This is a genomic window from Ignavibacterium sp., assembly GCF_025998815.1.
GTDB lineage: Bacteria > Bacteroidota > Ignavibacteria > Ignavibacteriales > Ignavibacteriaceae > Ignavibacterium.
The window spans coordinates 2,311,559-2,337,611 of record NZ_AP026678.1 but is presented as its reverse complement, the minus strand read 5'-3'; the positions used below and the strand labels follow the sequence as shown (position 1 = coordinate 2,337,611).

Here is a 26,053-nt window from a genome sequence, read left to right as displayed (position 1 = left end):
TACAAATTTCAATCTGGTTTTAATTCTTTAAAAGGAATTTCGATTTGCACTGTAGTACCATCTTCACGATAGATTTTATAATCTCCGTTTAACTGACTTACCAATAGTTTAATTAATTGTAATCCCAGGCTTTTACTATTCTCAATATCCAGATTCACCGGAACGCCGATTCCATCATCTTTAATTGTTAATTTGATTTTAGAATTATTCTTCTCAAGACTAATATCAATTTTGCCTTTGGGTCTTTCAATAAAAGCATGCTTAATTGAGTTTGTAATAATTTCATTTACAATTAAACCTACAGGAATAGCTAAATCAAAATCTGTAAAAACGCTATCCATTTTATAGTTAATCATTAACTCTTTTTTAATATCAGCGTAAACTGCTAATAAATTATCAGCCAGAGATTCGATGTAAAGAGAAAGATCAATTGCAGATTGATTTTCGCTTCTGTAAAGATATTCGTGAATAATCGCCATTGAACGAATTCGATTAATGCTTTCTCTGAACATTTCTTTGACGGCAACATCTTCAATATTCTGGCTTTGTAATTCGAGCAAACCGATTATTATGTTAAGATTATTTTTAACACGATGATGAATTTCTTTAAGGAGAATTTTCTCATCGCTTTTTTTCTTTTCTTCTTCATTCATTTATGAGCTCCACGACAAATTCTCAAAATAAATGTGATTATTTTTATTCCAACGATTAATAATTTTAATGAAAAAGATATGGAAACTTTCCAGGCAATTATAAACAGAAGAAGTATAAGAAAATACAAATCTGAAAAAATTGAAGAAGAAAAAATTCAATCACTTCTGAGAGCAGCAATGTATGCTCCAAGTGCAATGAATTTGCAACCCTGGCATTTTATTGTCATAAACTCTGAAGATGTTATTAACGAAACAGTAAAATCAGTTTCTCACGCTGAGATGATTAAGCAATCGGGCGCAGCAATTTTGGTTTGCGGAGATTCATCTCTTGAAAAAAATGATAGCTGGCTTATTCAGAATTGCTCTGCTGCTGTTCAGAATATTTTACTCGCTGCCTTTGATCTTGGACTTGGCAGTTGCTGGATTGCTGTTCATGGCATGGATGAAGTAGTGAAAAATCTTAAAGACCAGTTTAAATTGCCTTCGGAAATTATTCCGATTGCACTGGTTGCTATTGGTTATCCGGATGAAGAAGTAAAAGCAGAAGAAAGATTTAAGATGGAAAAGGTACACTTTAACAAATGGTGAGTAATATTAAGATTTAAAGTAATATAAAAACTCTTGCTCTTAATCCGAAAAAAGGAGAACAAATTGAACGATATAAAATCAAATAAAAATTACGATCCACGAATGCATTCCGCTGAACACATTCTTAATCAAACTATGGTTAGAATGTTTAATAAAGGAAGATCATTCAGCAACCATATTGAAAAGAAAAAGTCAAAGTGTGATTATCATTTCGACAGAAACTTAACTGAAGAAGAAGTTAGATCAATCAATGAAAAAGTTAATGAAATAATCCAAAAGGATTTGCCTGTTTATGAAGAATTTATGAATCGCAACGAAGCAGAAAAATATTTTCAATTATCAAGATTACCTGAAGAAGCCGGAGATACAATTCGTATTATTAAAATTGGTGATTATGATGCTTGTCCTTGCAGCGGTGTTCATGTAAAATCAACCAAAGAGATTGGAAAATTTCAGATAATATCTACAAGTTTTGAAAACGGTGTTTTGCGAGTAAGGTTTAAACTTCCAAACGAATAATAAAAAGGTGTTTTATGAAAAAGTTGCTTGTTCTTTTATCATCATTAGTGATTTTATCTTGTGGTGAAAAACAAAATCAAATTAAAGAGGAAAGTCAGGTGGAACTACTTAAACAAAAAATTTCAAAGTTTATTCCGGTAGAAATTCAATACGATGAAAATCTTTTAAGTGAAAGAGAAAAAGTTGTATTAGAAAAACTTTATCGGGCATCAAAACTGATTGATTCAATTTATCTTGACCAGGTCTATTCAAAAAATCATCAGATTAAAGCTGAGTTGCTTGCAAAGCTTTCAGACAAAACAGTTGTAAATGATCCGGAGCAGAAAGCTAAACTTAATCTTCAACTAGAACTCTTCAACATAATGTTTGGTCCTTTTGACAGACTTGAAGATGACGAGCCATTTATGGGTACTGAGAAGAAACCTCTCGGAGCGAATTTTTATCCTGAAGATATGACCAAGGAAGAATTTGAAAATTGGATTAAGCAAAATCCGGCAGATGAGAAATCTTTTACATCAGAATTTACTGTTATACGAAGAAAAGATGGAAAACTTGTTGCAATCCCCTATAGTGAGTATTACAAGGAATATTTAACTAAAATTTCTAACCTTCTTAAAGAGGCAGCTGAGTATGCCGATAATCCTTCTTTGAAAAAATATTTGCTCTCCCGCGCAGATGCTTTTCTATCAAATGATTATTATCAAAGTGATATGGATTGGATGGATTTGAAAGATCATAACATCGAAGTAGTTATTGGTCCCTACGAAGTTTATGAAGATGGTTTGTTCAATTATAAGGCTTCGTTTGAAAGTTTTGTTACAATTAAAGATCCTGTTGAAACAAAAAAGCTTGAAGTGTTTGCAAAATATCTGAATGATATTGAAAAAAATCTTCCGCTTGATGAAAAACATAAAAACTATCAGCGCGGAAGTGAATCACCGATTGTGGTAGTTAATGAAGTATTTACTGCCGGCGATACAAAAGCCGGAGTTCAAACGCTTGCATTCAATCTTCCGAATGATGAAAGAGTACGCAAAGCAAAGGGCTCAAAGAAAGTAATGTTAAAAAATGTTCACGAAGCAAAATTTGAAAAACTGTTGAAGCCAATTGCAGAACTTGTACTTGAACCTGAACTTCTGCCATTTGTTACATTCGATGCTTTCTTCAACCACACACTTATGCACGAAATGTCTCACGGTGTTGGTCCGGGATTTATCACAGTGAATGGAAAAAAAACAGAAGTAAAGAAAGAGTTGAAAGAAACTTATTCAACAATGGAAGAATGTAAGGCGGATATTCTTGGAATGTACAACAACATTTTTATGATTGAAAAAGGTGTTTATCCAAAAGAAATGGAAAAACAGGTTTGGGTAACTTTTCTTGCAGGAGCTTTTCGTAGTATGAGATTTGGAATTGGAGAAGCTCATGGTGGTGGCAATGCAATCATTTATAATTTTCTGCTTGAAAAAGGTGCTTATGTTTATGATGAGGCAACCCAAAAAGTAAAAGTTGATTTTGAAAAAATTTATCCGGCACTTAAAGAGCTTTGTAATTTGGTGCTAACAATTCAGGCAGAAGGAAATTATCAAGCAGCAAAGGATCTGATTGCTAAGTATGCGGTGAAATCAAAAACAATTGAAACATTAACAAAAAAACTTGAATCACTACCAGTTGACATTAAACCAGTTTTTGAAATTGAACAAAAACTCAGATAAAAAACTTATTGTCAGGTATTCATTAAAATTATTTTTTTATTTGTGCTGATGTATTAAGTACGGTTAAACTTTTTGTTATCGTTCTTTAACATCAGCACAAACTCGCCTTTAAGATTTTCTTTTTGTGCTATATTAAAAATCTGCAAAGCTGTGCCGCGATAAAATTTTTCTTTTTCTTTGGTTAATTCATAAGCCAGAACTATATAAACTTTTTCGCCAAGAATCTTTACAACATCTTCAAGAAGGGTTTGCAAACGATATGGAGTATCAAGGATAATTATTGTTTCTTTAATTCTCTTCAAATCAAATAATTGTTTTTTACGAATTTCTTTTTTGGGAGAAAGCCAGCCGTAGTAATAGAACTTCTCAAAGTCCAGTCCGCTTCCAACCAGCGCTGAAAGTAATGAACTTGCACCGGGCACGGGAATAATATCAAATTTATTTTGAATGGCAAGACTAACAAGAAAATGTCCCGGATCAGAAAACAATGGAGTTCCACAATCAGATATTAAAGCCGCTGTTTGACCGGATTTGATTCGCGAGATTATTTCCGACGATACTTCTTTTTCATTATGTTCATTAAGCGCAAGCAATTCTTTCTGAATTTGATAATGCGAAAGTAATCTTCTTGCTTCTTTATATTCCTCACAAATTATAAAATCACATTCCTTCAGAACCCTTAAAGCTCGAAGAGTGATATCTTCGTAGTTACCAATCGATGTTGAGACAATGTAAAGCTTTGATTTCATCAAATAAATTTTCTTTTAAAAATTCTGAGTAATTGTCCTTAAATTTCGCAACACATTAAACTTATTTTTGCTTAATGAAAAAATACAACAATTCATTATACCTTTCAGAATTCATTTCGAACACAGAAAAAATTTTTTCTCTAAATATTAAAACAAAACTTATATGGATAATAAAATGAAAGCACTCAGAATTCTTTTTGTTTTGCTCTTGTTAAGTTCTCTTTCTTTCGCCCAGGAAAGTCAGACATTTCTTGCTCTTAAAAGCACTGGTGTAGAAGATTTTATAAAACAACATCCCGAGTATGATGGCAGAGGAACAATTATTATTGTGCTTGATACAGGTGTGGATATTGGAATTGATGGCTTGGTTAAAACATCAACCGGACAGGTAAAAGTAATTGATGTTCAGGATTTTACTGGTGAAGGTGATATGCAATTTTATCCGGCAGAAAAAAGAACTGAGAATGGAAAAACGATTTTTGAAAACTCAGATAAAAAATTTTCTGTTAAAGCTGATTTGGAAAAATTACTTCCACCTTCGGATAACAATTATTTTATCGGAGCTTTTCCTGAAAAACATCTTATTAATTCAAACAGTGGCTCTGCTGACCTTAACGGAAATGGCTCAACTGATGATGTCTATTATTTTATAGTTTATAAGACTTCAAACGATAATTGGGTTGTTTACTTTGATTTGAATGGAAATGGTGATGTGTCAGATGAAAAACCCTTGAGAAACTATAGAGAAAATTTTGATGCTTTTACTGTTGGAAGAGCAAAAGGCTTGGCACCATTTACGATGGCGTTAAATATTTTCCCCGAAGAAAACAAAGTTGTATTCTTTTTCGATGATGGTTCACACGGAACTCATTGCGCGGGAATTGCAGCAGGATACAATATTGGCGAAGTCGGTTTAAATGGAGTAGCTCCTGGCGCAAATATTATTGCTTTGAAAATCGGTCATAATAACTTTCCCGGCGGTGCAACAGTTAATGAAAGTATGAAGAAAGCTTATCTGTATGCTGATGAACTTTCGCGCGAAAGAAAAGAACCTTGTATTGTAAGTATGAGTTATGGAATCGGCAGCGAAATAGAAAATCGTTCAGAGATGGAAAATTTTCTCGCGAAACTCTTAAAAGAAAATCCCTATCTCTATGTAAGTGTAAGCAATGGTAATGAAGGACCCGGAATTTCATCTTCCGGATTACCTGCTTCAAGTAATTATGTTTTCTCATCCGGAGCTGTGCTTGCAAAAGAAGTTGCGCGAGATAATTATGGAAATGAATTACCGAACGATGTAATTCTTCATTTCAGCTCAAGAGGTGGCGAAGTAAGCAAACCGGATGTTGTATCTCCCGGTGCTGCAACTTCAACTGTACCGAATTTTACTCCCGGTGATAGATTTTGGGGAACAAGTATGGCTTGTCCTTATTCTGCGGGTGTGATGTCTCTTTTATTAAGTGCAGCGCAAAAAGAATTTCCGGATGTTAAAATTCCATCACAACTTTTATATAAAATAATTAGAGAGTCCGCAACATATTGGAATCAGTACACAGTTCTTGATCAAGGTGGTGGATTTATAAATGTTATTAATGCTTATGATTTGATGAGAAAGTTTTTGAAGAACGGTGAGCATAAAAAATTTGAGACTTATACAATAAATTCTTTTGCACCAAATCAGCCGGATAACAAAGCAAATAATCTTTATATAAGAGATGGTTCATTTCTTACAACTGATGAAGTATTCACTTTCAACATAAAAAGAGAAAACTCAATAAACTCAGACAAGTTTTACAGAACTTATAACTTAAAAACAGATGCAGACTGGTTAAAACTTATTCAGAAAAAAATTTACATTCGGAATGATCAATCGGCTGTTGTTAATGTTAGACTGGATAAAACAAAGTTGAAATTGCCCGGACTTTACACAGCTAAAATTATAGCAACAAGAGATGATGCATCGTCATTCCCTGAGTTTGATATGCTTGCCACTGTTGTTATTCCGTATGAATTCAATTCATCAAACAATTATAAAATGATTTGGAAGGATGAAACTGTTCAGCAGGGAATGATTAAAAGATATTTTATAAAAATTCCTGCAGGACAAAACTCAATGAAGATTGTTTTGAGCCGAGACAAAATGTCGAAGGAATATGCGCGCTGCAGATACTTTTTGCACAACAATGATGGAATTCAGGTAGATGTTTCAAAAGTTCTTTATTCTGTAAATAATGATGAAAAGGTTGAGAATGTTTATTATGATTTAACTCCAGGCATTTATGAAATAGTTGTTGATGGATTTTTCCTTGCTTCCGAGCCATCTGTTTATAATCTCGAAGTTGAATTCAGTTCTATTAGTAGATTGAGTAATGAACCACTTACTTCAGATAATTCATCAATCGAAGTTGTAAATTATTTTAACGAAGCAAAAACTTATAATTTGAGTGGTGAATTGTTTGGCTTCAGGAAAAACTATTTTATTAAAGTTGATGGTAGCGGCACAACGAAAATTCCATTCACTCTTATTAAGGGAGAGAAGACGAAAGAATTTTCTTTTACACTTACCAAAGAAGACTTTAATAAAGTAACAGATTTTTCATTTCAGATTTTGGATTCATCAGGAAAAGCAGTGAGTAAAAACGCACTATCATACAGAAGCGGTGGAAATGTAAGTGTTAACTTGCCGGATGGAAAAGACAGTGCGAACTATGTTTTAGAATTAGTGCCGGCTTTTGTTAGCAAAGATTTTAATGCAAATGTATCTGTTGAGGAATTAACTTATCTTTCTGCGCCCATAAAACTTGATGTTAAAAGTGCAGGAAGAAATTCGATTACTCTTTATCCAAATAATATTAAGACACTCGATGTTAAATTTGTAAAACCCGAAATGAATTATTCAGATGACAGTTTTGGTTTTGGAAAAATCTATTTCAAATCAACATCAACAAATAACGCGGAATATGAACTACCTATTAATTTCAATTATTGAAAGGTGAAGTATGAGTGAACACACAAGCGGACCAATTAAAGGTCTACCGGAAAATGCTTACACTGAACTTAAACCCGGTGAGGTGTATCGTCCTTTAATGCCTCCGGAATCAACACCGAGAGAAATTACACCTTACTCAGTAATATGGGGATTGCTGATGGCGGTTTTGTTTTCTGCAGCAGCAGCTTACCTTGGTTTGAAAATCGGACAAGTGTTTGAAGCAGCAATTCCGATTGCAATAATTGCAGTTGGACTTTCGGCTGCGCTTAAAAGAAAAGGCGCACTTGGTGAAAATGTGATTATTCAATCAATCGGGCAAAACTCAGGATTGATTGTTGCAGGGGCAATATTCACAATTCCAGCTTTATACATATTAAATCTGGAAGCACATTTTTATCAGATATTTCTTGCCTCAGCATTTGGAGGAATTCTTGGAATTCTTTTTCTGATTCCTTTCAGAAAATATTTTGTTGCAGAAATGCACGGCAAATTTCCTTTTCCCGAAGCAACTGCAACAACAGAAGTTTTGGTAGCAGGTGAAAAAGGTGGTAAGCAGGCACTTGTACTTGTTGTAAGCGGTTTAATAGGAGGTGTATATGATTTCATAATCGCAACATTCGGATGGTGGAGTGAAACATTTACAACAAGAGTTTTTGCTTTTGGTGAAATGCTCGCTGATAAATTTAAACTTGTGTTCAGATTGAATGTTGGTGCTGCTGTGATGGGTCTTGGTTACATTGTCGGATTAAAATACGCTGCGATAATTGTAGCAGGTTCTTTTGTTTCCTGGTATTTACTTGTTCCGGTGATTTCATACATTGGCGCTGGACTAACAGAACCTTTCGGTACAGGAGCATCAAAACTTATTTCTGCAATGACTGCAGAAGAAATTTTCAGACAATATGTCCGGCACATTGGTATCGGTGGAATTGCGATGGCTGGAATAATAGGAATTATTCGCTCTTCGAAAATTATACGAGATGCAATATCGCTTGGAGTAAAAGAAATTTTTGAAAAGAAAGATGGCTCAAACAATATTATCAGAACACAACTCGACCTTCCGATGAAAACTATTGTAATCGGAATTATTGCTACTGCAATTCTGTTGCTTGCTTTCTTCCACTTTGGTGTATTGAATAACCTTGGTTGGGCTGTAACAGGTTTGCTGATTGTTCTGATAATTTCATTCTTATTTACAACTGTTGCTGCAAACGCAATTGCAATTGTTGGAACAAATCCTGTGAGTGGTATGACATTGATGACTTTGATTCTATCATCAATAATTCTTACCTCAGTTGGATTGAAAGGTCAACAGGGAATGATAGCTGCTCTGATAATAGGAGGAGTAGTTTGCACTGCATTATCAATGGCAGGTGGATTCATCACCGATCTAAAGATAGGTTACTGGTTGGGCTCTACTCCAAAGAAACAGGAACAATGGAAATTTCTTGGTGTACTTGTCTCTGCTTTAACAGTTGGATTTGTTATAATGATATTGAATGAAACTTATGGATTTGTTGGTGAAGGTGCCCTTGTTGCGCCTCAGGCGAATGCTATGGCTGCAGTAATTCAACCGTTGATGGATCAACAACCAGCACCGTGGACTCTCTATATCGTCGGTGCGATTTTAGCTGCGACCTTAACTATGATAAAAGTTCCGGCACTGGCATTTGCACTCGGTATGTATATTCCTCTTGAATTGAACACACCCTTACTTGTCGGTGGACTGATTGCTCATTTTGTTTCAACAAGAAGTAAAGATGAAAAACTTAATAATGCAAGAAGAGAACGAGGAACATTAATCGCATCAGGATTTATTGCAGGCGGAGCTTTAATGGGAGTTGTGAGTGCATTTTTAAGATATCTTGGCTACAATTGGGTTGATGTTGAATGGGCGGAATCGCACTCAGCCGAACTACTTGGTTTAGTAATGTTTGCGGTAATATGTTTTTATATGATTTGGGATTCATTAAGAGGAAAAGCAGAAGAGTAAAAAATTTATTCATTCAACAGATATGGAATTTTTATAGCGGGCTTTATGCCCGCTTTTTGTTTTATAATACTATTTGGAGACTCGTGGTAGTTCTATTCTTTTATAGTTAATAATCTATTCCACGAAGGCACATTGCTTTTGAGCGATAATGATTATGAATCTGAATTTCAGTTGTGGGAAATTCAATTATAGCAACAGAATCCACTTTTTTTGATAAATTTTCTCCTACCTGTACAATTAGCAGTTCCTGAGATGGCGGTTTACTTGTCTCTATATCAGAATTTGTAGTTGAAATTTCTTTTGAGCAATCAACTGACATTAAAAGAAAGATAATCAGTATTATTGCAAAAAGGTTCAGATAATCTTTCATAATTCAGTAGGATAGTTTTTTGTTAAGAGATTTTTCAGTTACCAACCATCTGCCGCACCATTTACATCTCAGAGCATTTTTACGAATTTCTTTATGGCAATGTGGACAATTTTTGATTTTTTTTTGTTTGAATAAACTTATGAGCCTCATTTTTAAATACCTCCGGTCCCCCAGAACCGGAGAAACAGAATATTGGGGGACACCAATTATTCTAAATATTTTCTTTAATTGATCTCAAATAAAATGCTTTTGGGTTAACAAAAGGGCTAAAAAGCGGGTTAATTTTGGGTTAATTATGAAAAAATTTTTATGAAGAGATAAATTCTTCAAAAGAAAGCGGGAAGTTTTCATCGTATAACTTTTTATAATCAGCAACAAATAAATGGAATGAACTTTTGGCATTGTGAATTTTGCCCATTTCGATGAGAGTTTTAATTTTAATTTTCACTGCATCCTGTTCTACACAATCAAACTTTAGGATTGTATCGCAAATCCGGATAATCTTTTCAGGGTTACTTTTAATTTCCTGGTGATCAAAAAATGATTTAAGGAATCCTATCAATTCATTGTTGATTGCAAATTTTATTGAATCAAGCCACTCATAACTAATGTCTCTAAGAAATTCTCCTCCATCAAAGACATTCAGGATATAATCCACCGATGAACCATTTAATCTTTTGCCAGCTTTAAATGAGGAATAAAGTTTTAGATATTCAGCATAATCGCATTTTGCGCCATTGTCAATTTTTATAAACCAAAGTTTGTCAGAAAATTCAATAGTAATTCCTTCGACATTTGAAAGAAATTTTCTGATTTTATTAATTGCTACGCCGCGATTGGATTTTGCACTTTCAGGTGATGAATCAGGCCAGATTATTGAAGATAACTCTTCTGATGAAATTCCGCCACGATGATTATTAAAACTTTTTATTAGTATCAGCAAAAATATTTCTTTCAACCTTGGCGAAAGATTATTAGAAATTTCATTTCCGTCTCTGTCGTAAATGAAAAATCCACCGAATATTTTGATTGAATTTTTACTTGATTGTTTTTTATCAACAGGGATTATTATTTCAGAATTACTTTGGCTTTTTCGTTTTCGTTTTATCATTAGTAAGTAACCAAGAGTCAATAGCGCAACAGAACTCAGGACAATCATAATGAAAGGGAATTGTTTTTCGATTTCCGTCGGTTGAACTATTGCAGCAATTTCAGTTTGTTGAACAGGCGGGAATTTAAGTCCATAAATAAAAACCTTTGATGAATCTAATGCTTGTTTTACTAAAATGAATTCTTGTGTCTTTGAATCAAAACAAAAGAATTCGCTCCGCGTTGTTCTATCTGTATCGAAAGAAATTTCATCGCCAATTCTTGAGATGATGGAATTCTTTAAGTCAGCTTTGAATAAATGATAATACTTTTTTTCAGGTGTATCACTATTCATTAAAAAATAAAAAGTGCTATCGTCTTTACTCAAGAATGCATTTGAAAGAAGATAACTATACTTTCGGAATAGATTTCCATTTTTATATTCCCAGATTTTTGTAAACTCTTTATTCACTAAGTCAAAAGAATATAAATCACTAAATAACTGAAATCCTTCTTCCTGTTTACCCGTGTAATTACCCTTGCCTCCCCAGAAAAGATAATGTCGGCTGTCAAATCCCTGGAAAATTGATACATTGAATCTGTATCCGATATTATTATCTAATTTAATTTCTTTCCAAGACCCTGTCATAAAATCATATTGAAAAAGATTATCTTTTGCTGTGTACCAACCATATCCACCAAATGAATAGATTAAGCTATCTGCAGGATTAATAAATCTTACACTTCCATAATAATGGCCATTTTCTTCTTTGGATGTATCAATGGTTGTCCATTCGTTGGTACTAAATTCATAAATAGAAACAGGACCAAGTGCTATAAAAGTAGAGTACAGTCTGTTTCTGAAACTGTCATAATACAAATTATGCCATTTGCCTGGTCTGTGATTCTTATAGTAGATCACGGAATCTTTATAATCTTGCAGATTAAATATTATTAATCGATTCTTATCATCTATAAAAATTCTTGAGTTTACAGAGTCGTGAGCAAATAAAGGATAATTATTTACATTAGCTTCATACTTTTTGTCCCAATAATAATGATCCTTAATTACCCAATCTGTGTTTTTCAGGATTATTTTTTGACCACTTATTTTGTCATAAATGTTATCCTTTTCAAAGGGATTCAAAGGCCAGAAAAATTTTTTCTTATCACTTTCTTCAATAAGAATATTTTTAAGGTAAATTGCCGCTAAATCAAGATCCATGTTGTCTGAATAATCATACAAACCGAAATACATTTTTAATTTTATTTCATCAGGAATTCTGTAATAAGTGCTATCAACTGCACGATTATTAAGGTAAAGTGTTACCTGATCTTTTTTTGCATCGAATGATATCTTTACATTTATCCATTTATTGACAGTGAAAGATTTTCGATCAAGTTTAATTAGAAGAGGATTGCTTAATCCTTGAAGAAATAATTGAAGCAGGTAATTTTCATTATCAGCGAACTGATTAAATACAAAGCGAATAAATTCTTTATCGCTGTGGTTTGCTCTAAAGATGGGTCCAAAATATGCTAAAGACCAAAATGAAATATCAAAAGAAATCGAAAAATCATTTTTAAGAGAAATTGGTTTATTGTCGTTCAGGTAAATAGAGCTTCTTTCCCATTCGGGTTTGTTCTTTGAATGAAACTTTACACCATAAAATTCATCTTGTGGAAAGATTGTGGTGATGAAGATTAGCAAAAGAAAGACGAAAATGACTTTCACAAATGAATCCAGGATTTAATTTAACCTGATTTAATATACTCTAATTTTTCTGATAGTCAAATAATTTCTTTGACTTTGCTGATAATATCCTTCAGCTCTACATCAAATCTTTCATCTGTTTTTCTGATTTTAACTTCAACTTTATTCTCTTTCAATTTCTTTTCTCCAATCACAACCTGAACCGGCATTCCAAGTAAGTCTGCATCGTTAAACTTAAATCCAGGCGAAGCATCTCGGTCATCGTACAGAACTTCAATTCCGTTTTGTATTAATTCATCATAAACTTTTTCACAGGTCTGTGCAACTTTTTCGTTCTTCGGATTTATGCTTATCAGATGAACAGAAAAAGGAGCCAGAGTTTTATTCCACACAATTCCTTTTGTATCGTGGTTTTGTTCTATGAAGCAGGCAATCACTCTTTCGACACCAATTCCATAACTTCCCATAATGATTGGCTTTTCTTTTCCACTTTCATCAAGAAAAAATGCTTTCATTGATTCAGAATATTTTGTGCCGAGTTTGAAAATGTGTCCAAGTTCAATTGCAGGAAATACTTCAAGAAGCTTATCGCATTTGGGACATCCTTCTCCGGACTGAACTATTCTTAAATCAGCATATTGAATTTGAGGCACATCTCTGTTCAAATCAATTCCGCCAATGTGATAATCATTTTTATTTGCGCCACTGAAAAGATTGTTTCTGTCTTTTAATCTGAGATCAGCAATTATTTTTCCCTTAAAGCCAATAGGACCTATTGAACCAGCATCAGCACCGGTAATTTCTTTCAGCTCATCAGGATGAGCCGGCCGAACATTGCCAAAAACTTTTTCGAGTTTTGTTTCATTTACTTCATCGTTTCCTTGCATTAAAATCAGAATAGCTTCACCATTTGCAATATAAACTCTCGACTTTGCGCAAACTTCTTCTTCAATATTCAGGAAAGCACAAAGCTCGTCGATGCTTTTGACATTTGGTGTGTGAATTTCATAAACAGATTTACTTTCAGAATCTCTTTCTCTGATGAAAGGTTTTGAGGTAGCAACTTCGACATTTGCAGCATAGCCACAGGATTCACAATAAGCAACGGTGTCTTCGCCCGCAGAAGATTTAACCATAAATTCTTCAGAGCCGGTTCCACCCATAGCACCGCTTGAAGCACCGACGACAAAATATTTCAATCCGCATCTGTCAAAAATTTTTCTGTAAGCTTTATCGTGAAGTTCATAGGATTTATCAAGTGCTTCCCAGCTTGTATCGAATGAATAAGAATCTTTCATTAAAAACTGTCTTCCACGAATAACTCCACTTCTCGGTCTGGGTTCATTTCTGAATTTAGTTTGAATCTGATACCAAATCTGTGGCATGTCTTTATAAGACTTAACAACATTGCGTGCGTGAAAGGTCATAATCTCTTCGTGAGTTGGTGCAAGAACATAATCTCTGTTTTTAATATGAAACAGAATATCTCCGAATGCTTCTACTCTTCCTGTCTCTTCCCAGATTTCTTTTGGGTTCAAAGCAGGCAGATGAAATTCCTGACCACCAATCGCATCCATTTCTTCGCGGATAATTTCACAAACTTTTTTTACTACTCTGTAACCAAGCGGAAGGAATGAATAAATTCCTGCTGAAACCATTCTTACCATTCCTGCTCGCAGCATAAGAATATGGCTTGGAACAGTTGCATCACTTGGAACTTCTTTTAATGTCGGAACAAAATATTTTGATAACCGCATAACTCTTTATCTTTTTGTTTATGATATTCAGGGCTCAAAAATAAAGATGAATAAAAGGTTATCAAAGTTTATTGATGCTGATTTGGGTTGCGTTTTCATAGGTTTGTGATAAATGAAATAAATCAATTGCACAGTAATTAATTTTGACTATGTTTGAGCCAATTATTTTTAAGATTCAGAAATAGTTGGACAACAAATGGAAAACTCACATAATATTCCTTTAATAAGTATCCTTCCTTTTGTACTTATGCTTGGCGCTATTGCTGTTTTTCCTCTTACCTGGAATCACTTTTGGGAAAAGAATAAAAACAAACTAATCATATCAATTGTGCTCGGAATACCTGTTCTGATTTATCTTTTGATAAATGGATTTACTCATGAAATAATTCATACAATGTTGTTCGATTATGTTCCGTTCATAATTCTTTTGGGTTCACTTTTTACAATAACCGGTGGAATACTATTGACCGGTGATATTGAAGCTAAACCATCAATCAACACATTGTTTCTTGGAATAGGTGCAGTGCTCGCATCATTTATGGGAACGACTGGTGCTGCAATGCTTTTAATCAGACCAATTATTCAAACAAACAGAGAAAGAACTTTTAAGGCACACACAATTCTTTTCTTTATTGCTATTGTTTCTAACTGCGGTGGTTTATTAACTCCACTTGGCGATCCACCATTATTTATGATGTACTTGCGCGGGGCTCCGTTTGAATGGTTCTTCAAACTTGGAGTGGAATGGTTTTTTACAAATGCGATTTTATTATTGCTATATTTTCTTGTTGATTCTTATTACTATAAAAAAGAACCAGCTTCAGCAATTAAAATAGATGAATCCGCAATTAAGCCAATTAAAATTCAGGGAAAAAGAAATTTCATTTTTCTCGCAGGCGTAGTTTTATCAGTAGCTTTTCTTAACGAACAATATCTTTCATTCATAAACATAAATCCATATTTCAAATTTGTAAGAGAAGCAGTAATTGTGTTGATGGGTTATCTTTCGATGCTTTTTACTCCAAAGCTTCTGAGAACGGAGAACAACTTTACCTGGCATCCTATAGAAGAAGTTGCATATCTGTTCCTTGGAATTTTTATAACAATGATTCCCGCGTTGCTTTATCTGGAAACTAACGCAAAACATCTTGGTGTGCAGACGGTAAGTCAGTTTTATTATTACACGGGATTACTCAGCAGTTTTCTTGACAATACTCCAACTGCAGTTACATTTCACTCTCTTGCGATGGGACTTGGGATAACAACCGGAAATCTTGTTGCAGGAATTCCGGAAGAATTATTAAAAGCGATTTCAACTGCTGCAGTTTTTTTTGGTTCTATGACTTATATTGGAAACGGACCGAACTTTATGGTTAAAGCAGTTGCCGAAGAGAATAATATTAAGATGCCGGATTTCTTCAGTTATATGATTAAGTTTTCAATTATTGTTTTATTACCGATTTTTATTCTGATTCAATTATTATTTATTAATTGAAAATTTTATCTAAACAAGAATATACAGATAGGCAACATATCCGATTAATAAAAACGCTCCTTCTAATCTGCTTATTCGAAAACCAGTATAACTAAGTGGCAGCAGAATTAAAGCTGCTACTAGCATAACTCCAAAATCCAGATAACTCATTTGAGCGGAATTAATCGGAACAATCAATGCGCTAATGCCAAGTATTGAAAGAATATTAAATATATTAGATCCAACAACATTACCAACAGCGATATCAGATTCCTTTTTAATTGTTGCAACAATTGAAGTAAATAATTCTGGTAAGCTTGTACCGACGGCGACTACAGTTAAACCGATTACTGCATCACTCACGTTAAAAATTTTTGCCAAAGCAACAGCGCCTTTAAGAAATAAATCAGCACCAACAAACAATAAAACTAATCCTGCAACTATAAACAAAATAGAAAGAGGAATATTTAGTTTACTTTTCAATCCTTCTTCAAATTCGTTTTCAATTTCTTTGTTCTCTTTGAGTGATAGAATTATGTTAGTTACTGTGTAAACAATTAACAAAATCAGAAAAACCAAACCCTCCCCAAAACCAAGATTACCATCTAACGAAAAAATTATTAACAAGATTGTAAGAGCAATCATAATCGGAATTTCTCTTCTGATAACATTTGCGTGAACCTGAATGGGTCTGATGATTGAAGAAATTCCAAGTATTAAAGCGATGTTCGCAATATTAGAACCAATAACGTTTCCAAGCGCAATTGTACTGTTTCCCATGAATGCAGCTTTTAAGCTTACGAGTAACTCCGGACTACTTGTTCCGAATGCAACAACAGTTAATCCCACAACCAAAGGGGAGATTCCTATCCGAATCGAAAGAGAGGCACTACCACGAATTAAACCTTCACCCCCTAGGAAGAGGCTGATTAATCCTCCAATAAGATAAAAAACAATCTCATTAGTTGAAATCATTTGTTCTCCCTACACATTTTCAATCAGATAAACTTTATCATTCCTTCTTACTAAAGTTGGAATCTGAAGTGTTACTTCGTCTCCTTTGACTGCCTCAGTGCTTTCAACTTCGTTTACAAACATCTTTTTGATTTCAACTTCAAGTACACCTGTGGTTTCGCCGATGAATAAAATTTTATCGCCTGTTTTTACTTTTCCCGATTCAACAAGAATGTGCGCGACCTGTGGTTGTTTGTAGTAGTTCAATACTTTCCCGACATAAACTTTTCTTGTTGTTGCTTTACTGCCTTCAACACCAGCATAATCTTCCGATGAAGGAATTCCAAAGTAAAAACCGGATGAAAATCCTCTGTTGTAAACAGTTTCCAACTCGCTCAGAAATTCTTTTTTCTTTTCTATTGTTAGTTTGCCCTCAAAATAAAGGTCAATTGCATTTCTGTAAACACTCACAACCTTTGCAACATATTCGGGTGCTCTTTTTCTTCCTTCAATTTTGAATGAATCAATTCCTGCTTCGATCAGTTGGTCAATAAATTCTATTGTGCATAAGTCTTTTGGCGACATCACATAATCTTCACCAATGATTAACGATTTTTCGGTGGCAGAATCAATTACTTCATATTCTCTTCTGCATGGTTGAACACATTCACCACGATTTGCAGATTGGCCGAACAGATGATGACTCATAAAACATCTGCCACTTATCGCAATGCACATTGCACCATGAATGAATGCTTCAATTTCGAGATCAGTGTTTGCACGAATCTTTTTTATTTCTTCCAGAGAACATTCTCTTGCCAGAACAATTCTCACAGCTCCAAGTCGTTTATAAACAGAAGCTGCAAGAGAATTTGAAATTGAACCTTGCGTGGAAATGGCAAATGGGAAGTTGTGTTTGTGACAAAGTTCAGCAACTGCTAAATCCCAACAAATAATTCTGTCGATTCCGGCTTCTTTAGCTCTAATTATTATATCTTCAACTTCACTAATCTCTTCTTCAAAAACAATTGTGTTTAAGGTGAGATAACTTTTTACATTATTGATTTTGCAAAAATTGGAAATCTCCGGAAGATCATCAGGAGAAAAGTTTTTTGCTTTTGCACGCATATTCAGTTTATCAACACCAAAATATACTGCATCAGCGCCGTTGTGAATGGCTGCACGAAGCATAGTCCAATCTCCCGCAGGTGCCATTAATTCAGGTTTTTTGATAAACGATTTCATATAAATTTATGGCACACTGATGACGCAGATGTTACAGATTTGCACTAATCAAATCTGTGGAAACCTGCCCAATCTGCGTAATCAGTGTGCTATTTGAATTAGCTTTTTTCTTCCCAAACTTTTGCGATTTCAACAATCAGTTTTACTGCTTCGTACATATCCTGAACAGCAACCCATTCTGTTTGTGAGTGAAAGCTATGTTCACCAGCAAAAATATTCGGAGTTGGTAATCCCATAAAGCATAATCTCGAACCATCCGTGCCACCGCGAATCGGATGCATAATTGGTTTCATTCCAATTCGTTTCATTGCTTCAACAGCATAATCAGTTACCTGAGGATGTTTGTCAAGAACTTCTTTCATATTTCTGTACTGCTCGATTACCTGAAATTCCATTCTGGAACCAGGAAACTTTGCGACGGCTTCTTCTGCAAGTTTTTTCAGAAGATCTTCGTACTCTTTCAGCTTTGGTGTTTCAAAATCACGAATGATAAATTTTAATGTTGTTAATTCTTCGTTACCATTTATTGAAGTGCAATGAACATAACCTTCTCGGCCTTCGGTAGTTTCGGGAGATAAACGATCTTTCGGAAGCGATTCAATAAACGATGCAGCAATCTTTATTGAATTAATCATCACTCCTTTGGCATAACCAGGATGAATGTTTTTCCCAAAAAATTTTATTACTACAGCATCAGCAGAAAATGTCTCGGTTTCAATTTCACCGCGACTCGAACCATCAACTGTGTATGCATATTTAGCACCCAACTTTTTCAAATCAATTTTTTCCGTGCCTCTTCCTACTTCTTCATCAGGAGTGAAACAAACTTTGATATCGCCGTGTTTAATTTCAGGATGTGTAATTAAATAATTTATTGCATCCATAATCTCAGCAACGCCTGCTTTGTTATCTGCTCCGAGAAGAGTTTTTCCATCTGTTGTGATTATGTCAAAACCAATCATGTTCTTTAAATCAGGATTTTCACTTTCTTTAATCACCCAACCGCCATTTTCCAAAACTATATCGCCACCTTGATAATTCTTTCTTATAACAGGATTAACATTTGCACCACTTACTGCCGGCGATGTATCAACATGCGCAATAAAAGCAATAGGAGGAACATCTTTGCTCGTGTTTGATGGAAGAGTTGCCATTACATAACCCCACTCATCCATATGTGCATCTTTAAGTCCCATCTGTTTTAATTCTTCTGCTAAATCTTTAGAAAGAATTTTTTGTTTTTCAGTGCTTGGGAAAGATGTGGATTCTTCATCGGATTGCGTATCATACTTAACATATTTCAAGAAACGATCAACGCAAGTAAATTTATAATTCTGATCGAACATAAGGACCTCCGGTAATGATTATTAAAAAAGTATCATATTAAAGTTTTAAGAATTTGTTAAAAATCTTATTGAAATTCTTTTTTCTCACACGGCAGATTTATTCAATTAACAGTGAGTTAACTTTTAACTTTCTTTTCCTTTTTACAAGTAAATTTTAACTCTTAAGCACTAAACTAAAAATTTAGTATGTTAATTTAACTTTAATGTATTTCCTGACCAATATAGATAAAACGCCTTTGTAAAGCATTCAATAGGTTTTTCGATAATGAATTAGTGTTAAAAATTTGTATTGGTTATTTTTTGGAAAATATGTTTATCTATTAGTATGATTTTTGATTAAATTATTACCACATAAATTTGATTTTTAAGGAGAGCAAAATGTCTTTCTGGGATAACATTGACGGTTTACAAAGAATTCTAAGCATTGTGATTATTGCGTGGGCTGTAATTTCTGCTGCACTTGGAGTATTTAGCTGGAAGGTTCAATCGAGAATTTCTGAGTTGACTTCCATCAAACAAATGGCTTTAGAGCGTGAACTTTCTGAAGCTCAGCGTAAAGCCAGTGAATTCAAAGACAAACCAACTTTTCCGGATCAATCAGTCCTTACAGAAACCTTTAAACCAAAACCTGAAACAATAGTTATTCCCAAAACAATAATTGAGAGAACAGAACCGGAGCCAACAAAAGTAACTTCGCCACCTGTTGAAGAACCTAAACCACAGGTAATTACTTTTGAAAACAGTGCAGAACAAAAGTTCATTCAATTCCTTTCCAACAAGCCCAAGGGAGATTTTACAATAAAATGTATCTCAGGTGATGAAGGTTCTTTCAGATATGCAAAAGAAATTGAGAAACTTTTAATTGCTGCCGGATATAAAAGTAACGGAATTGCTCAAACAGTTTTCAGAACTCCGCCAAGAGGAGTTTCAATAATTGTTAAAGGAATTAACTCGGCACCTCCATATGCCGGTGCGATTCAAAAAGCGTTTGAGTTGATTGGGATTGATGCACCTGCAGAAGTGAATGCATATTATCCTGAGAACACTCTAACACTTGTGGTCGGACAGAAAGATTAATCGGAATTAGAAGAGGATATTAGTATCCTCTTCTTAGAACTTTTTCCATATCTGCTTTAATCATTATTTCAACAAGGTCAGAAAATTTTGTTTTCGCTTTCCATCCGAGCAGCTTCTCAGCTTTCGATGAATCACCAATCAGCAAATCAACTTCAGTAGGTCTGTAGTAATTCGGATTTACCCTAACAAGCACATCGCCTTTTTTCAATCTCGTTGTAAAATCACTTCTTGTTCTTTCCTTTGTTACATCAAATCCAATCAATGATTTTGCTTTGTCGAGATTTATATTTTTTATTTTTCCAACTTCGTTAACACCTTCACCAATCCATTCAAGTTCAATTCCCAAATGTTTGAATGTTAAATCAGCAAACTCTCTTACAGTATGAGTTTCTCCAGTTGCAAGTACAAAATCATCTGCTTCTTTATGCTGAAGAATTCTCCACATTCCTTCACAATATTCCGGAGCATAACCCCAATCTCTTTTTGCATTAAGATTTCCCAAAGCCAAATCAGACTGTAATCCCGCAGCTATTCTTGCAGCTGCGCGAGTGATTTTTCTTGTTACGAATGTTTCTCCTCTTCTTGGAGATTCGTGATTGAACAGAATTCCGTTGCAGGCAAAAAGATTATATGCTTCTCTGTAGTTGACAATTATCCAATAACCATAAAGTTTTGCAACTCCATAAGGTGAGCGTGGATAAAATGGTGTTTTTTCTGTTTGTGGTACTTCCTGAACTTTTCCATAAAGTTCTGAAGTTGATGCCTGATAAAACTTAACTTGTCTTAATCCGACTTCTCTTATTGCATCAAGAAATCTCAATGTGCCCAAAGCATCCACTTGTGCAGTATAATCCGGAATCTCAAAAGAAACTTTAACATGACTTTGTGCAGCAAGATTGTAAATTTCATCAGGTTGAATTTTTTCGAGTAAGCGATTCAGATTACTTGTGTCAACAAGATCACCATAATGAAGAAAAAGTCTGTTGTTAAGTATTTCAGAATTTTCATAAAGATGATCAATTCTTCCAGTATTGAAAGAACTGCTTCTGCGGATTATTCCGTGAACTTCATAACCTTTTTCAAGAAGTATTTCAGTAAGATAACTTCCATCTTGTCCGGTGATGCCTGTAATTAATGCTTTCATTGATAAAGCTTCCTTTAATTTTTTATTAAACTTTTGAAATCAGTCAAATTGATTTTATTATTATCAAGTTTTGTAAAACAAAAATATACATTTGCTTCTAACTTATAAACTTTAATCAAAGCTTTAACGGTTAGAAAACAAATAGATAATAAATCATTTATTTTTGTCAGTGCAAATCAACGCAAAAATGATTTTGAGTTCAAAATAAATCTTATGAAAGAAAAAGTAAGATACATCTCTGCTGATTTACTACGTGGACTTGTTATCATAATAATGATTGAAGTTCATGTTTTTAATGCATTTCTTCAACCACAACTAAGACAAACATTCTGGTTCAGCATACTTAACTTTATAAATGGTTTGGTTGCACCATCATTTTTATTCGTATCCGGATTTGCTTTTGAAGTTTCTTCAGGAAGTAAACTTGATGAAATGAGAAAGCTTGGAAGAGCTTTCTGGAAAAAAATTGGTAGAATTTTTCAGATAATAATAATTGGATATGCACTTCATCTTCCGTTTTACTCGCTTTCTAAAGTTATACATAAATCTACTCCCCAGCAGTTAGAAAGTTTTTTTGCTGTAGATGTTTTGCAATGTATTGGTTTTGGTCTGTTGTTTTTATTCCTGGCAAGATTGTTAATTAAGTCTGACAAATTTTATCATATTTTTATTCTGCTTTCTCTCATTATTGTTACTTTAATTTCACCATTATTGTGGAAAATAGATTTCAATCAATATGTTCATCCGTTAGTTGGAAATTATTTTAACAGATTGCACGGCTCACTTTTCCCAATATTTCCGTGGTTAAATTTTTTATTAGCCGGAGCTCTTTTTGCAAGATATTTTATTAACGCAAGAGAGCAGGGCAAAGAAGAGAATTTCATTCGCAAGATTTCAATCACAGGAATCATAACTCTTTTATCAGGACATATTTTTTATTCCGGCTTGTTCCCCAAAGAATTAACTTCGATTATTCCGAATCCAATATTTTTTCTTGAAAGACTTGGTTACATATTGGTTTTATTTTATTTCTGTTGGATAGCAGATCAGAAATTAAATTTCAGACCTGAATCAGTTCTTGATGCAAGCAGAGAATCATTACTTATTTACTGGCTTCATCTGATTATCATTTATGGAATGTTCTGGAACGGTAAAAGTCTGGCGATAATTATTGGCAATAACTTAACAGTATTGGAATCAACAGCCATTACAATTCTGTTAATAACTTTAATGATAATTATTGCAAAATTCTGGGGCTGGATAAAAAAGAAATATCCGGCATATTCTTCAATCTTTGTTAAAGTATCTTTAACTGTTTTGATTATAACCTTTGTTATCTCTTAATCAAACATATTAATTGTTAATCCAAAGAATATTTTGATTATCCGTATTTAATAATTTAATAGAATATACCTTCTTGTAAATACACTATTTTTTAATTAAAATAATTTTAATCAATTCCTACTTTTTCCGAGCACAATTTAATTTACGTAAAATAGACATTAAAGATAGATGATAGATAAAACAATTTTACACTATAAAATCATTGAAAAGCTTGGCGAAGTCCGTCTCGTTCGGCAGAGCCGAACGGCCGAGACCTCGTCCCAAAATATTAGTTATCGTTGGATAGGAAGATGGTAGGGCAAATTATATTACACTATAGTATTCTCGAAGAATTGGGACGGGGCGGAATGGGCATCGTCTATAAAGCTGAGGATACAAAACTTAAAAGAGAAGTTGCAATCAAATTCCTTCCACAAAGTTTTAATGTAAGCGAAAAGGATAAAGAAAAACTAAAAGCAGAAGCTCAAATTGCTGCCGGATTGAATCATCCAAACATTGCGACTGTTTATGCCATTGAAGAATTCGGTGATGATACTTTTATTGTGATGGAGTATGTCAAAGGGAAAGAGTTAAAAGATTTATTTAAAGTTCCATCCGGAAGGAAAATTAAACTTTCTGAAATAATCGATTACGCAATTCAGATTACTGAAGGAATAAACGCTGCTCATAAAAAAGGAATAATTCATCGTGATATAAAAAGCAGCAACATAATGCTCTCAGATGATGGGCGAATCAGAGTGATGGATTTTGGTTTAGCTCACATTCATGGCGATCCGAACATTTCAAAAAAAGGTTCTACTCCCGGAACAACTGCATATATGTCACCTGAACAATTGCGTGGTGAAGAAGTTGATTTCGTTTCGGACATCTGGTCATTAGGCATTGTTCTTTTCGAAATGCTTACAGAACAAACTCCATTTCAGGGAAATTTTGATCAGGCAATTATTTATTCAATCCTTCATGAAAAGCCAAAGTCATTAAAAAAAATTAATCCCGAAATTCCTGATGAACTCGAACAGATAGTTCTTTCCTGCCTTGAGAAAGATCCGAAGAAGAGAATTCAATCTGCCGAAGAGCTCCTCTCAAAACTAAAAGCAGTTAAAAATCAGAACGTAACTTCAGATTCCTATAAGTTCAGTACATCAAGATTAAGAATAAGTAAGGCTGGTTTGGTTGTAGCAACGATTATTGCAGCCGTACTGATAGTTCTTGTTGCTTTTCTTCCCCTTAAAAAAATATTTAATGACGAAAACTTGCCTGAGATTCGTGAACGATTACAGCAATTAGTAAATGAAGAAAAATATTATGAAGCATCTCTTCTGGCTGAAGAGAATAAATCTGTCCTTGAGAATGATTCTGTATTCAAACAACTGAGTTTAATTATTTATGATACACTTTCTGTTTCATCGGAACCACAGGGAGCAAAGGTATATTTACTGAGATATAATCCTGAAAAAATTGATTCAGGCAATAAAGGAGAACTTATCGGTAGAACACCCTTAAAAGATTTTCAAATCGTAAGAGGTGATTATCTTATAACTCTCGAGAAAGAAGCAGAGCCAGTTAAAAACACTGAAAATGAACTTACGTTTCCATTTGGGAGAGTTGAATATGTTCCTGTAAAAAGAGTTGCTTCCAGTTATCCGATTATGAAAGAATTTCCGGTAGTTGTGCGTGGAATAAATATAAGTGTTGAGTTAATTGAAAAGGATAAACTTCCTGAGAATATGATTTTTGTTCCGGGAGGAAATCATAAATTAATGAGTAGTAGTGTTCATCAGGAAAAACCCGTAACTCTTAATGATTTTTTTATTGATAAGTATGAGGTAAGTAATGCTGAGTATAAAAAATTTATTTCAGCCGGAGGTTATCTCAGAAAAGATTTCTGGAAACATAAATTTATAAAACAAGGAAAGGAAATTACCTGGCAGGAAGCGATGAAATTATTTATTGATCGAACGAATCTTAACGGACCAAGAAGCTGGGTGAATCAAAATTATCCTGAAGGAAAAGAAAAATATCCTGTAACTGATATTAGCTGGTACGAAGCAGCAGCATATGCAGAATTTCTTGGAAAAAGTTTACCAACTGTATATCAGTGGGAAAAAGCGGCGCGAAACGGTGTCCCCAATTATCATAGTACCTCAATGCCCTGGGGTTTGATTTATCCTCTTGACGATATATCGGGAAGAACTAATTTCAACGGCAATGGAACTGCTCCGGTTGATAAATATGATTTTGGTATTAGTTATTACGAATGCTACAATACCGCTGGCAATGTTGAAGAATGGTGTCTGAATAGAAGCACGGATGGATATGTTTATGCAGATGGTTCATACGAAGACTCAAATTATGTTTTTGGAACTTTTAAAAGTTCAGATGGATTTTATAGTTCTCCTTCATTAGGATTTCGATGCGTAAAAAATGTTGAAGGGAAAAATTCTGACCAGGGAGGGATGCAAATAAATTTAGCTCCACATATTCCCGTTTATCATCCTGTTGATGATTCAAAATTTGAATCAATCGGAAAATTATATGAATATGAAAAGAATCCACTTAATCCTAAAATTATTTTAAGTGAAGAAAACGAATACTGGACTAAACAAAAAATTTCCTTTGATAGTCCTTTTGGTGACAGGATCTCAGGATATCTCTTCCTGCCAAAAAATGCTGCTCAACCTTATCAATGTATTATCTGGAATCCTCATAGCGGAGTTTATCGCTATGGTTATTCTGCGGACTGGGCTGCTGAAAAATTGTACGCGGAAAATATAAAGTACGGCAGAGCACTTTTTGTAATCATACCAAAAGGAACGACTGAAAGAAAATGGGAGTATGGAGATCAAAGGACTGACATATCAAGCAAGCTGTTTCGTGACCGCGTTATCAGATGGGTAATTGAACAGAGAATCCTTTTAGATTATCTTAATTCAAGAAGTGATATTGATGCAAGTAAAATTGCTTACATAACAACGGCTAATGATTATGATGGATTTATTGTTCCGGGAGTAGATAATCGTTTTAAGTGTAACATAATAATTGCAAATGGTATTTATGAAGAAGACCAGAAAAAACTTCCTGCAGAAATTAATCCGGTTAATTTTCTATCTAGATATAAAGCACCAACATATTTGATAAATGGGAAATATGATGAAGCGGTTTATTTTTCATCATCAGTTCTGCCGGCATATAATCTTCTTCCTGAGATGAAAAAGTTAGAAGCACTCAATACAACACATGTACCTCCTCTTGCAATGAGAGTTCCCTTAATTAATAAATGGCTTGATGAATCTTTGGGCCGGGTAAAAACTAAATAATCGAGTTATATTCAAT

Annotated in this window: 18 protein-coding genes; 9 read left to right on the top strand and 9 right to left on the bottom strand. The window is 34.1% G+C overall.

Translation table 11 applies throughout. From position 1 onward, the window contains the following. Positions 1-8: 8 nt before the first annotated feature. The gene (locus tag Q0X14_RS10075; protein WP_297837820.1) at positions 9-653 is read right to left on the bottom strand and encodes a sensor histidine kinase; all 645 of its coding nucleotides are present in this window, start codon (positions 651-653) and stop codon (positions 9-11) included. Between the two features lie 33 nt (positions 654-686). Between Q0X14_RS10075 and Q0X14_RS10070 the strand changes: the two genes are divergently transcribed. The 3 genes from Q0X14_RS10070 to Q0X14_RS10060 all read left to right on the top strand — a co-directional run bounded on the left by Q0X14_RS10070 (position 687) and on the right by Q0X14_RS10060 (position 3,475). Then, a complete protein-coding gene (locus tag Q0X14_RS10070) occupies positions 687-1,241 on the top strand; it encodes a nitroreductase family protein (protein WP_297837817.1) in 555 nt (184 codons plus the stop codon). Between the two features lie 63 nt (positions 1,242-1,304). Beyond that, positions 1,305-1,760, top strand: coding sequence for a hypothetical protein (locus Q0X14_RS10065; RefSeq protein WP_297837813.1), 456 nt, complete (start codon positions 1,305-1,307; stop codon positions 1,758-1,760). Positions 1,761-1,774: 14 nt separating this feature from the next. Next, positions 1,775-3,475 (top strand): peptidase, encoded by a 1,701-nt coding sequence (locus Q0X14_RS10060; RefSeq protein ID WP_297837810.1) that lies wholly within the window; start codon positions 1,775-1,777, stop codon positions 3,473-3,475. Positions 3,476-3,528: 53 nt separating this feature from the next. On the opposite strand, the gene rsmI is transcribed toward Q0X14_RS10060, so the two are convergent. Further along, positions 3,529-4,224 carry a 16S rRNA (cytidine(1402)-2'-O)-methyltransferase gene (rsmI, locus tag Q0X14_RS10055; RefSeq protein WP_297837807.1) on the bottom strand — a complete coding sequence of 232 codons (696 nt, stop codon included), beginning with the start codon at positions 4,222-4,224 and terminating at the stop codon, positions 3,529-3,531. Positions 4,225-4,399: 175 nt separating this feature from the next. Between rsmI and Q0X14_RS10050 the strand changes: the two genes are divergently transcribed. Continuing rightward, on the top strand, positions 4,400-7,213 hold the full coding sequence (locus tag Q0X14_RS10050) for a S8 family serine peptidase (RefSeq protein WP_297837804.1): 2,814 nt from the start codon (positions 4,400-4,402) through the stop codon (positions 7,211-7,213). A gap of 10 nt (positions 7,214-7,223) precedes the next feature. Beyond that, complete coding sequence (locus Q0X14_RS10045; protein ID WP_297837802.1) at positions 7,224-9,206, top strand: oligopeptide transporter, OPT family; 1,983 nt, start codon at positions 7,224-7,226, stop codon at positions 9,204-9,206. 106 nt (positions 9,207-9,312) lie between these two features. On the opposite strand, the gene Q0X14_RS10040 is transcribed toward Q0X14_RS10045, so the two are convergent. From Q0X14_RS10040 to Q0X14_RS10030, 3 genes are all read right to left on the bottom strand, one after another. After that, positions 9,313-9,576, bottom strand: a complete 264-nt coding sequence (locus tag Q0X14_RS10040; protein ID WP_297837799.1) for a hypothetical protein — start codon at positions 9,574-9,576, stop codon at positions 9,313-9,315. 307 nt (positions 9,577-9,883) lie between these two features. Further along, positions 9,884-12,400 (bottom strand): hypothetical protein, encoded by a 2,517-nt coding sequence (locus Q0X14_RS10035; protein WP_297837796.1) that lies wholly within the window; start codon positions 12,398-12,400, stop codon positions 9,884-9,886. Positions 12,401-12,456: 56 nt separating this feature from the next. Then, complete coding sequence (locus Q0X14_RS10030) at positions 12,457-14,136, bottom strand: proline--tRNA ligase (RefSeq protein ID WP_297837793.1); 1,680 nt, start codon at positions 14,134-14,136, stop codon at positions 12,457-12,459. Between the two features lie 196 nt (positions 14,137-14,332). Between Q0X14_RS10030 and Q0X14_RS10025 the strand changes: the two genes are divergently transcribed. After that, complete coding sequence (locus Q0X14_RS10025) at positions 14,333-15,631, top strand: sodium:proton antiporter (protein WP_297837792.1); 1,299 nt, start codon at positions 14,333-14,335, stop codon at positions 15,629-15,631. Positions 15,632-15,640: 9 nt separating this feature from the next. Here the strand turns inward: Q0X14_RS10025 and Q0X14_RS10020 are convergent, their stop codons facing one another. From Q0X14_RS10020 to pepT, 3 genes are all read right to left on the bottom strand, one after another. Then, positions 15,641-16,585 (bottom strand): calcium/sodium antiporter, encoded by a 945-nt coding sequence (locus Q0X14_RS10020; RefSeq protein ID WP_297837790.1) that lies wholly within the window; start codon positions 16,583-16,585, stop codon positions 15,641-15,643. A gap of 9 nt (positions 16,586-16,594) precedes the next feature. Further along, on the bottom strand, positions 16,595-17,809 hold the full coding sequence (locus Q0X14_RS10015) for a U32 family peptidase (protein WP_297837786.1): 1,215 nt from the start codon (positions 17,807-17,809) through the stop codon (positions 16,595-16,597). Between the two features lie 98 nt (positions 17,810-17,907). After that, positions 17,908-19,155, bottom strand: a complete 1,248-nt coding sequence (gene pepT, locus Q0X14_RS10010; RefSeq protein WP_297837784.1) for a peptidase T — start codon at positions 19,153-19,155, stop codon at positions 17,908-17,910. 378 nt (positions 19,156-19,533) lie between these two features. Here pepT and Q0X14_RS10005 point away from each other — a divergent pair, with 378 nt between their 5' ends. Continuing rightward, positions 19,534-20,232, top strand: a complete 699-nt coding sequence (locus tag Q0X14_RS10005) for a hypothetical protein (protein WP_297837781.1) — start codon at positions 19,534-19,536, stop codon at positions 20,230-20,232. A 19-nt stretch (positions 20,233-20,251) separates the two neighbouring features. On the opposite strand, the gene gmd is transcribed toward Q0X14_RS10005, so the two are convergent. After that, a complete protein-coding gene (gmd, locus tag Q0X14_RS10000) occupies positions 20,252-21,376 on the bottom strand; it encodes a GDP-mannose 4,6-dehydratase (protein ID WP_297837777.1) in 1,125 nt (374 codons plus the stop codon). 213 nt (positions 21,377-21,589) lie between these two features. On the opposite strand from gmd, the gene Q0X14_RS09995 reads away from it, so the two are divergent. After that, the gene (locus tag Q0X14_RS09995; RefSeq protein ID WP_297837774.1) at positions 21,590-22,720 is read left to right on the top strand and encodes a heparan-alpha-glucosaminide N-acetyltransferase domain-containing protein; all 1,131 of its coding nucleotides are present in this window, start codon (positions 21,590-21,592) and stop codon (positions 22,718-22,720) included. Between the two features lie 290 nt (positions 22,721-23,010). Then, positions 23,011-26,037 carry a bifunctional serine/threonine-protein kinase/formylglycine-generating enzyme family protein gene (locus Q0X14_RS09990; protein ID WP_297837771.1) on the top strand — a complete coding sequence of 1,009 codons (3,027 nt, stop codon included), beginning with the start codon at positions 23,011-23,013 and terminating at the stop codon, positions 26,035-26,037. Positions 26,038-26,053: the final 16 nt, after the last annotated feature.

Bases quoted from the DNA above. Each gene is read 5' to 3' on its own strand.
- Q0X14_RS10040 (WP_297837799.1), bottom strand. From the start codon at position 9,576: ATGAAAGATTATCTGAACCTTTTTGCAATAATACTGATTATCTTTCTT.
- Q0X14_RS10060 (WP_297837810.1), top strand. From the start codon at position 1,775: ATGAAAAAGTTGCTTGTTCTTTTATCATCATTAGTGATTTTATCTTGT.
- Q0X14_RS10050 (WP_297837804.1), top strand. From the start codon at position 4,400: ATGAAAGCACTCAGAATTCTTTTTGTTTTGCTCTTGTTAAGTTCTCTT.
- Q0X14_RS09995 (WP_297837774.1), top strand. From the start codon at position 21,590: ATGAAAGAAAAAGTAAGATACATCTCTGCTGATTTACTACGTGGACTT.
- Q0X14_RS10030 (WP_297837793.1), bottom strand. From the start codon at position 14,136: ATGCGGTTATCAAAATATTTTGTTCCGACATTAAAAGAAGTTCCAAGT.
- Q0X14_RS10020 (WP_297837790.1), bottom strand. From the start codon at position 16,585: ATGATTTCAACTAATGAGATTGTTTTTTATCTTATTGGAGGATTAATC.
- Q0X14_RS10025 (WP_297837792.1), top strand. From the start codon at position 14,333: ATGGAAAACTCACATAATATTCCTTTAATAAGTATCCTTCCTTTTGTA.
- rsmI (WP_297837807.1), bottom strand. From the start codon at position 4,224: ATGAAATCAAAGCTTTACATTGTCTCAACATCGATTGGTAACTACGAA.
- gmd (WP_297837777.1), bottom strand. From the start codon at position 21,376: ATGAAAGCATTAATTACAGGCATCACCGGACAAGATGGAAGTTATCTT.
- Q0X14_RS10045 (WP_297837802.1), top strand. From the start codon at position 7,224: ATGAGTGAACACACAAGCGGACCAATTAAAGGTCTACCGGAAAATGCT.
- Q0X14_RS10005 (WP_297837781.1), top strand. From the start codon at position 19,534: ATGTCTTTCTGGGATAACATTGACGGTTTACAAAGAATTCTAAGCATT.
- Q0X14_RS10075 (WP_297837820.1), bottom strand. From the start codon at position 653: ATGAATGAAGAAGAAAAGAAAAAAAGCGATGAGAAAATTCTCCTTAAA.
- pepT (WP_297837784.1), bottom strand. From the start codon at position 19,155: ATGTTCGATCAGAATTATAAATTTACTTGCGTTGATCGTTTCTTGAAA.
- Q0X14_RS10015 (WP_297837786.1), bottom strand. From the start codon at position 17,809: ATGAAATCGTTTATCAAAAAACCTGAATTAATGGCACCTGCGGGAGAT.
- Q0X14_RS09990 (WP_297837771.1), top strand. From the start codon at position 23,011: ATGGTAGGGCAAATTATATTACACTATAGTATTCTCGAAGAATTGGGA.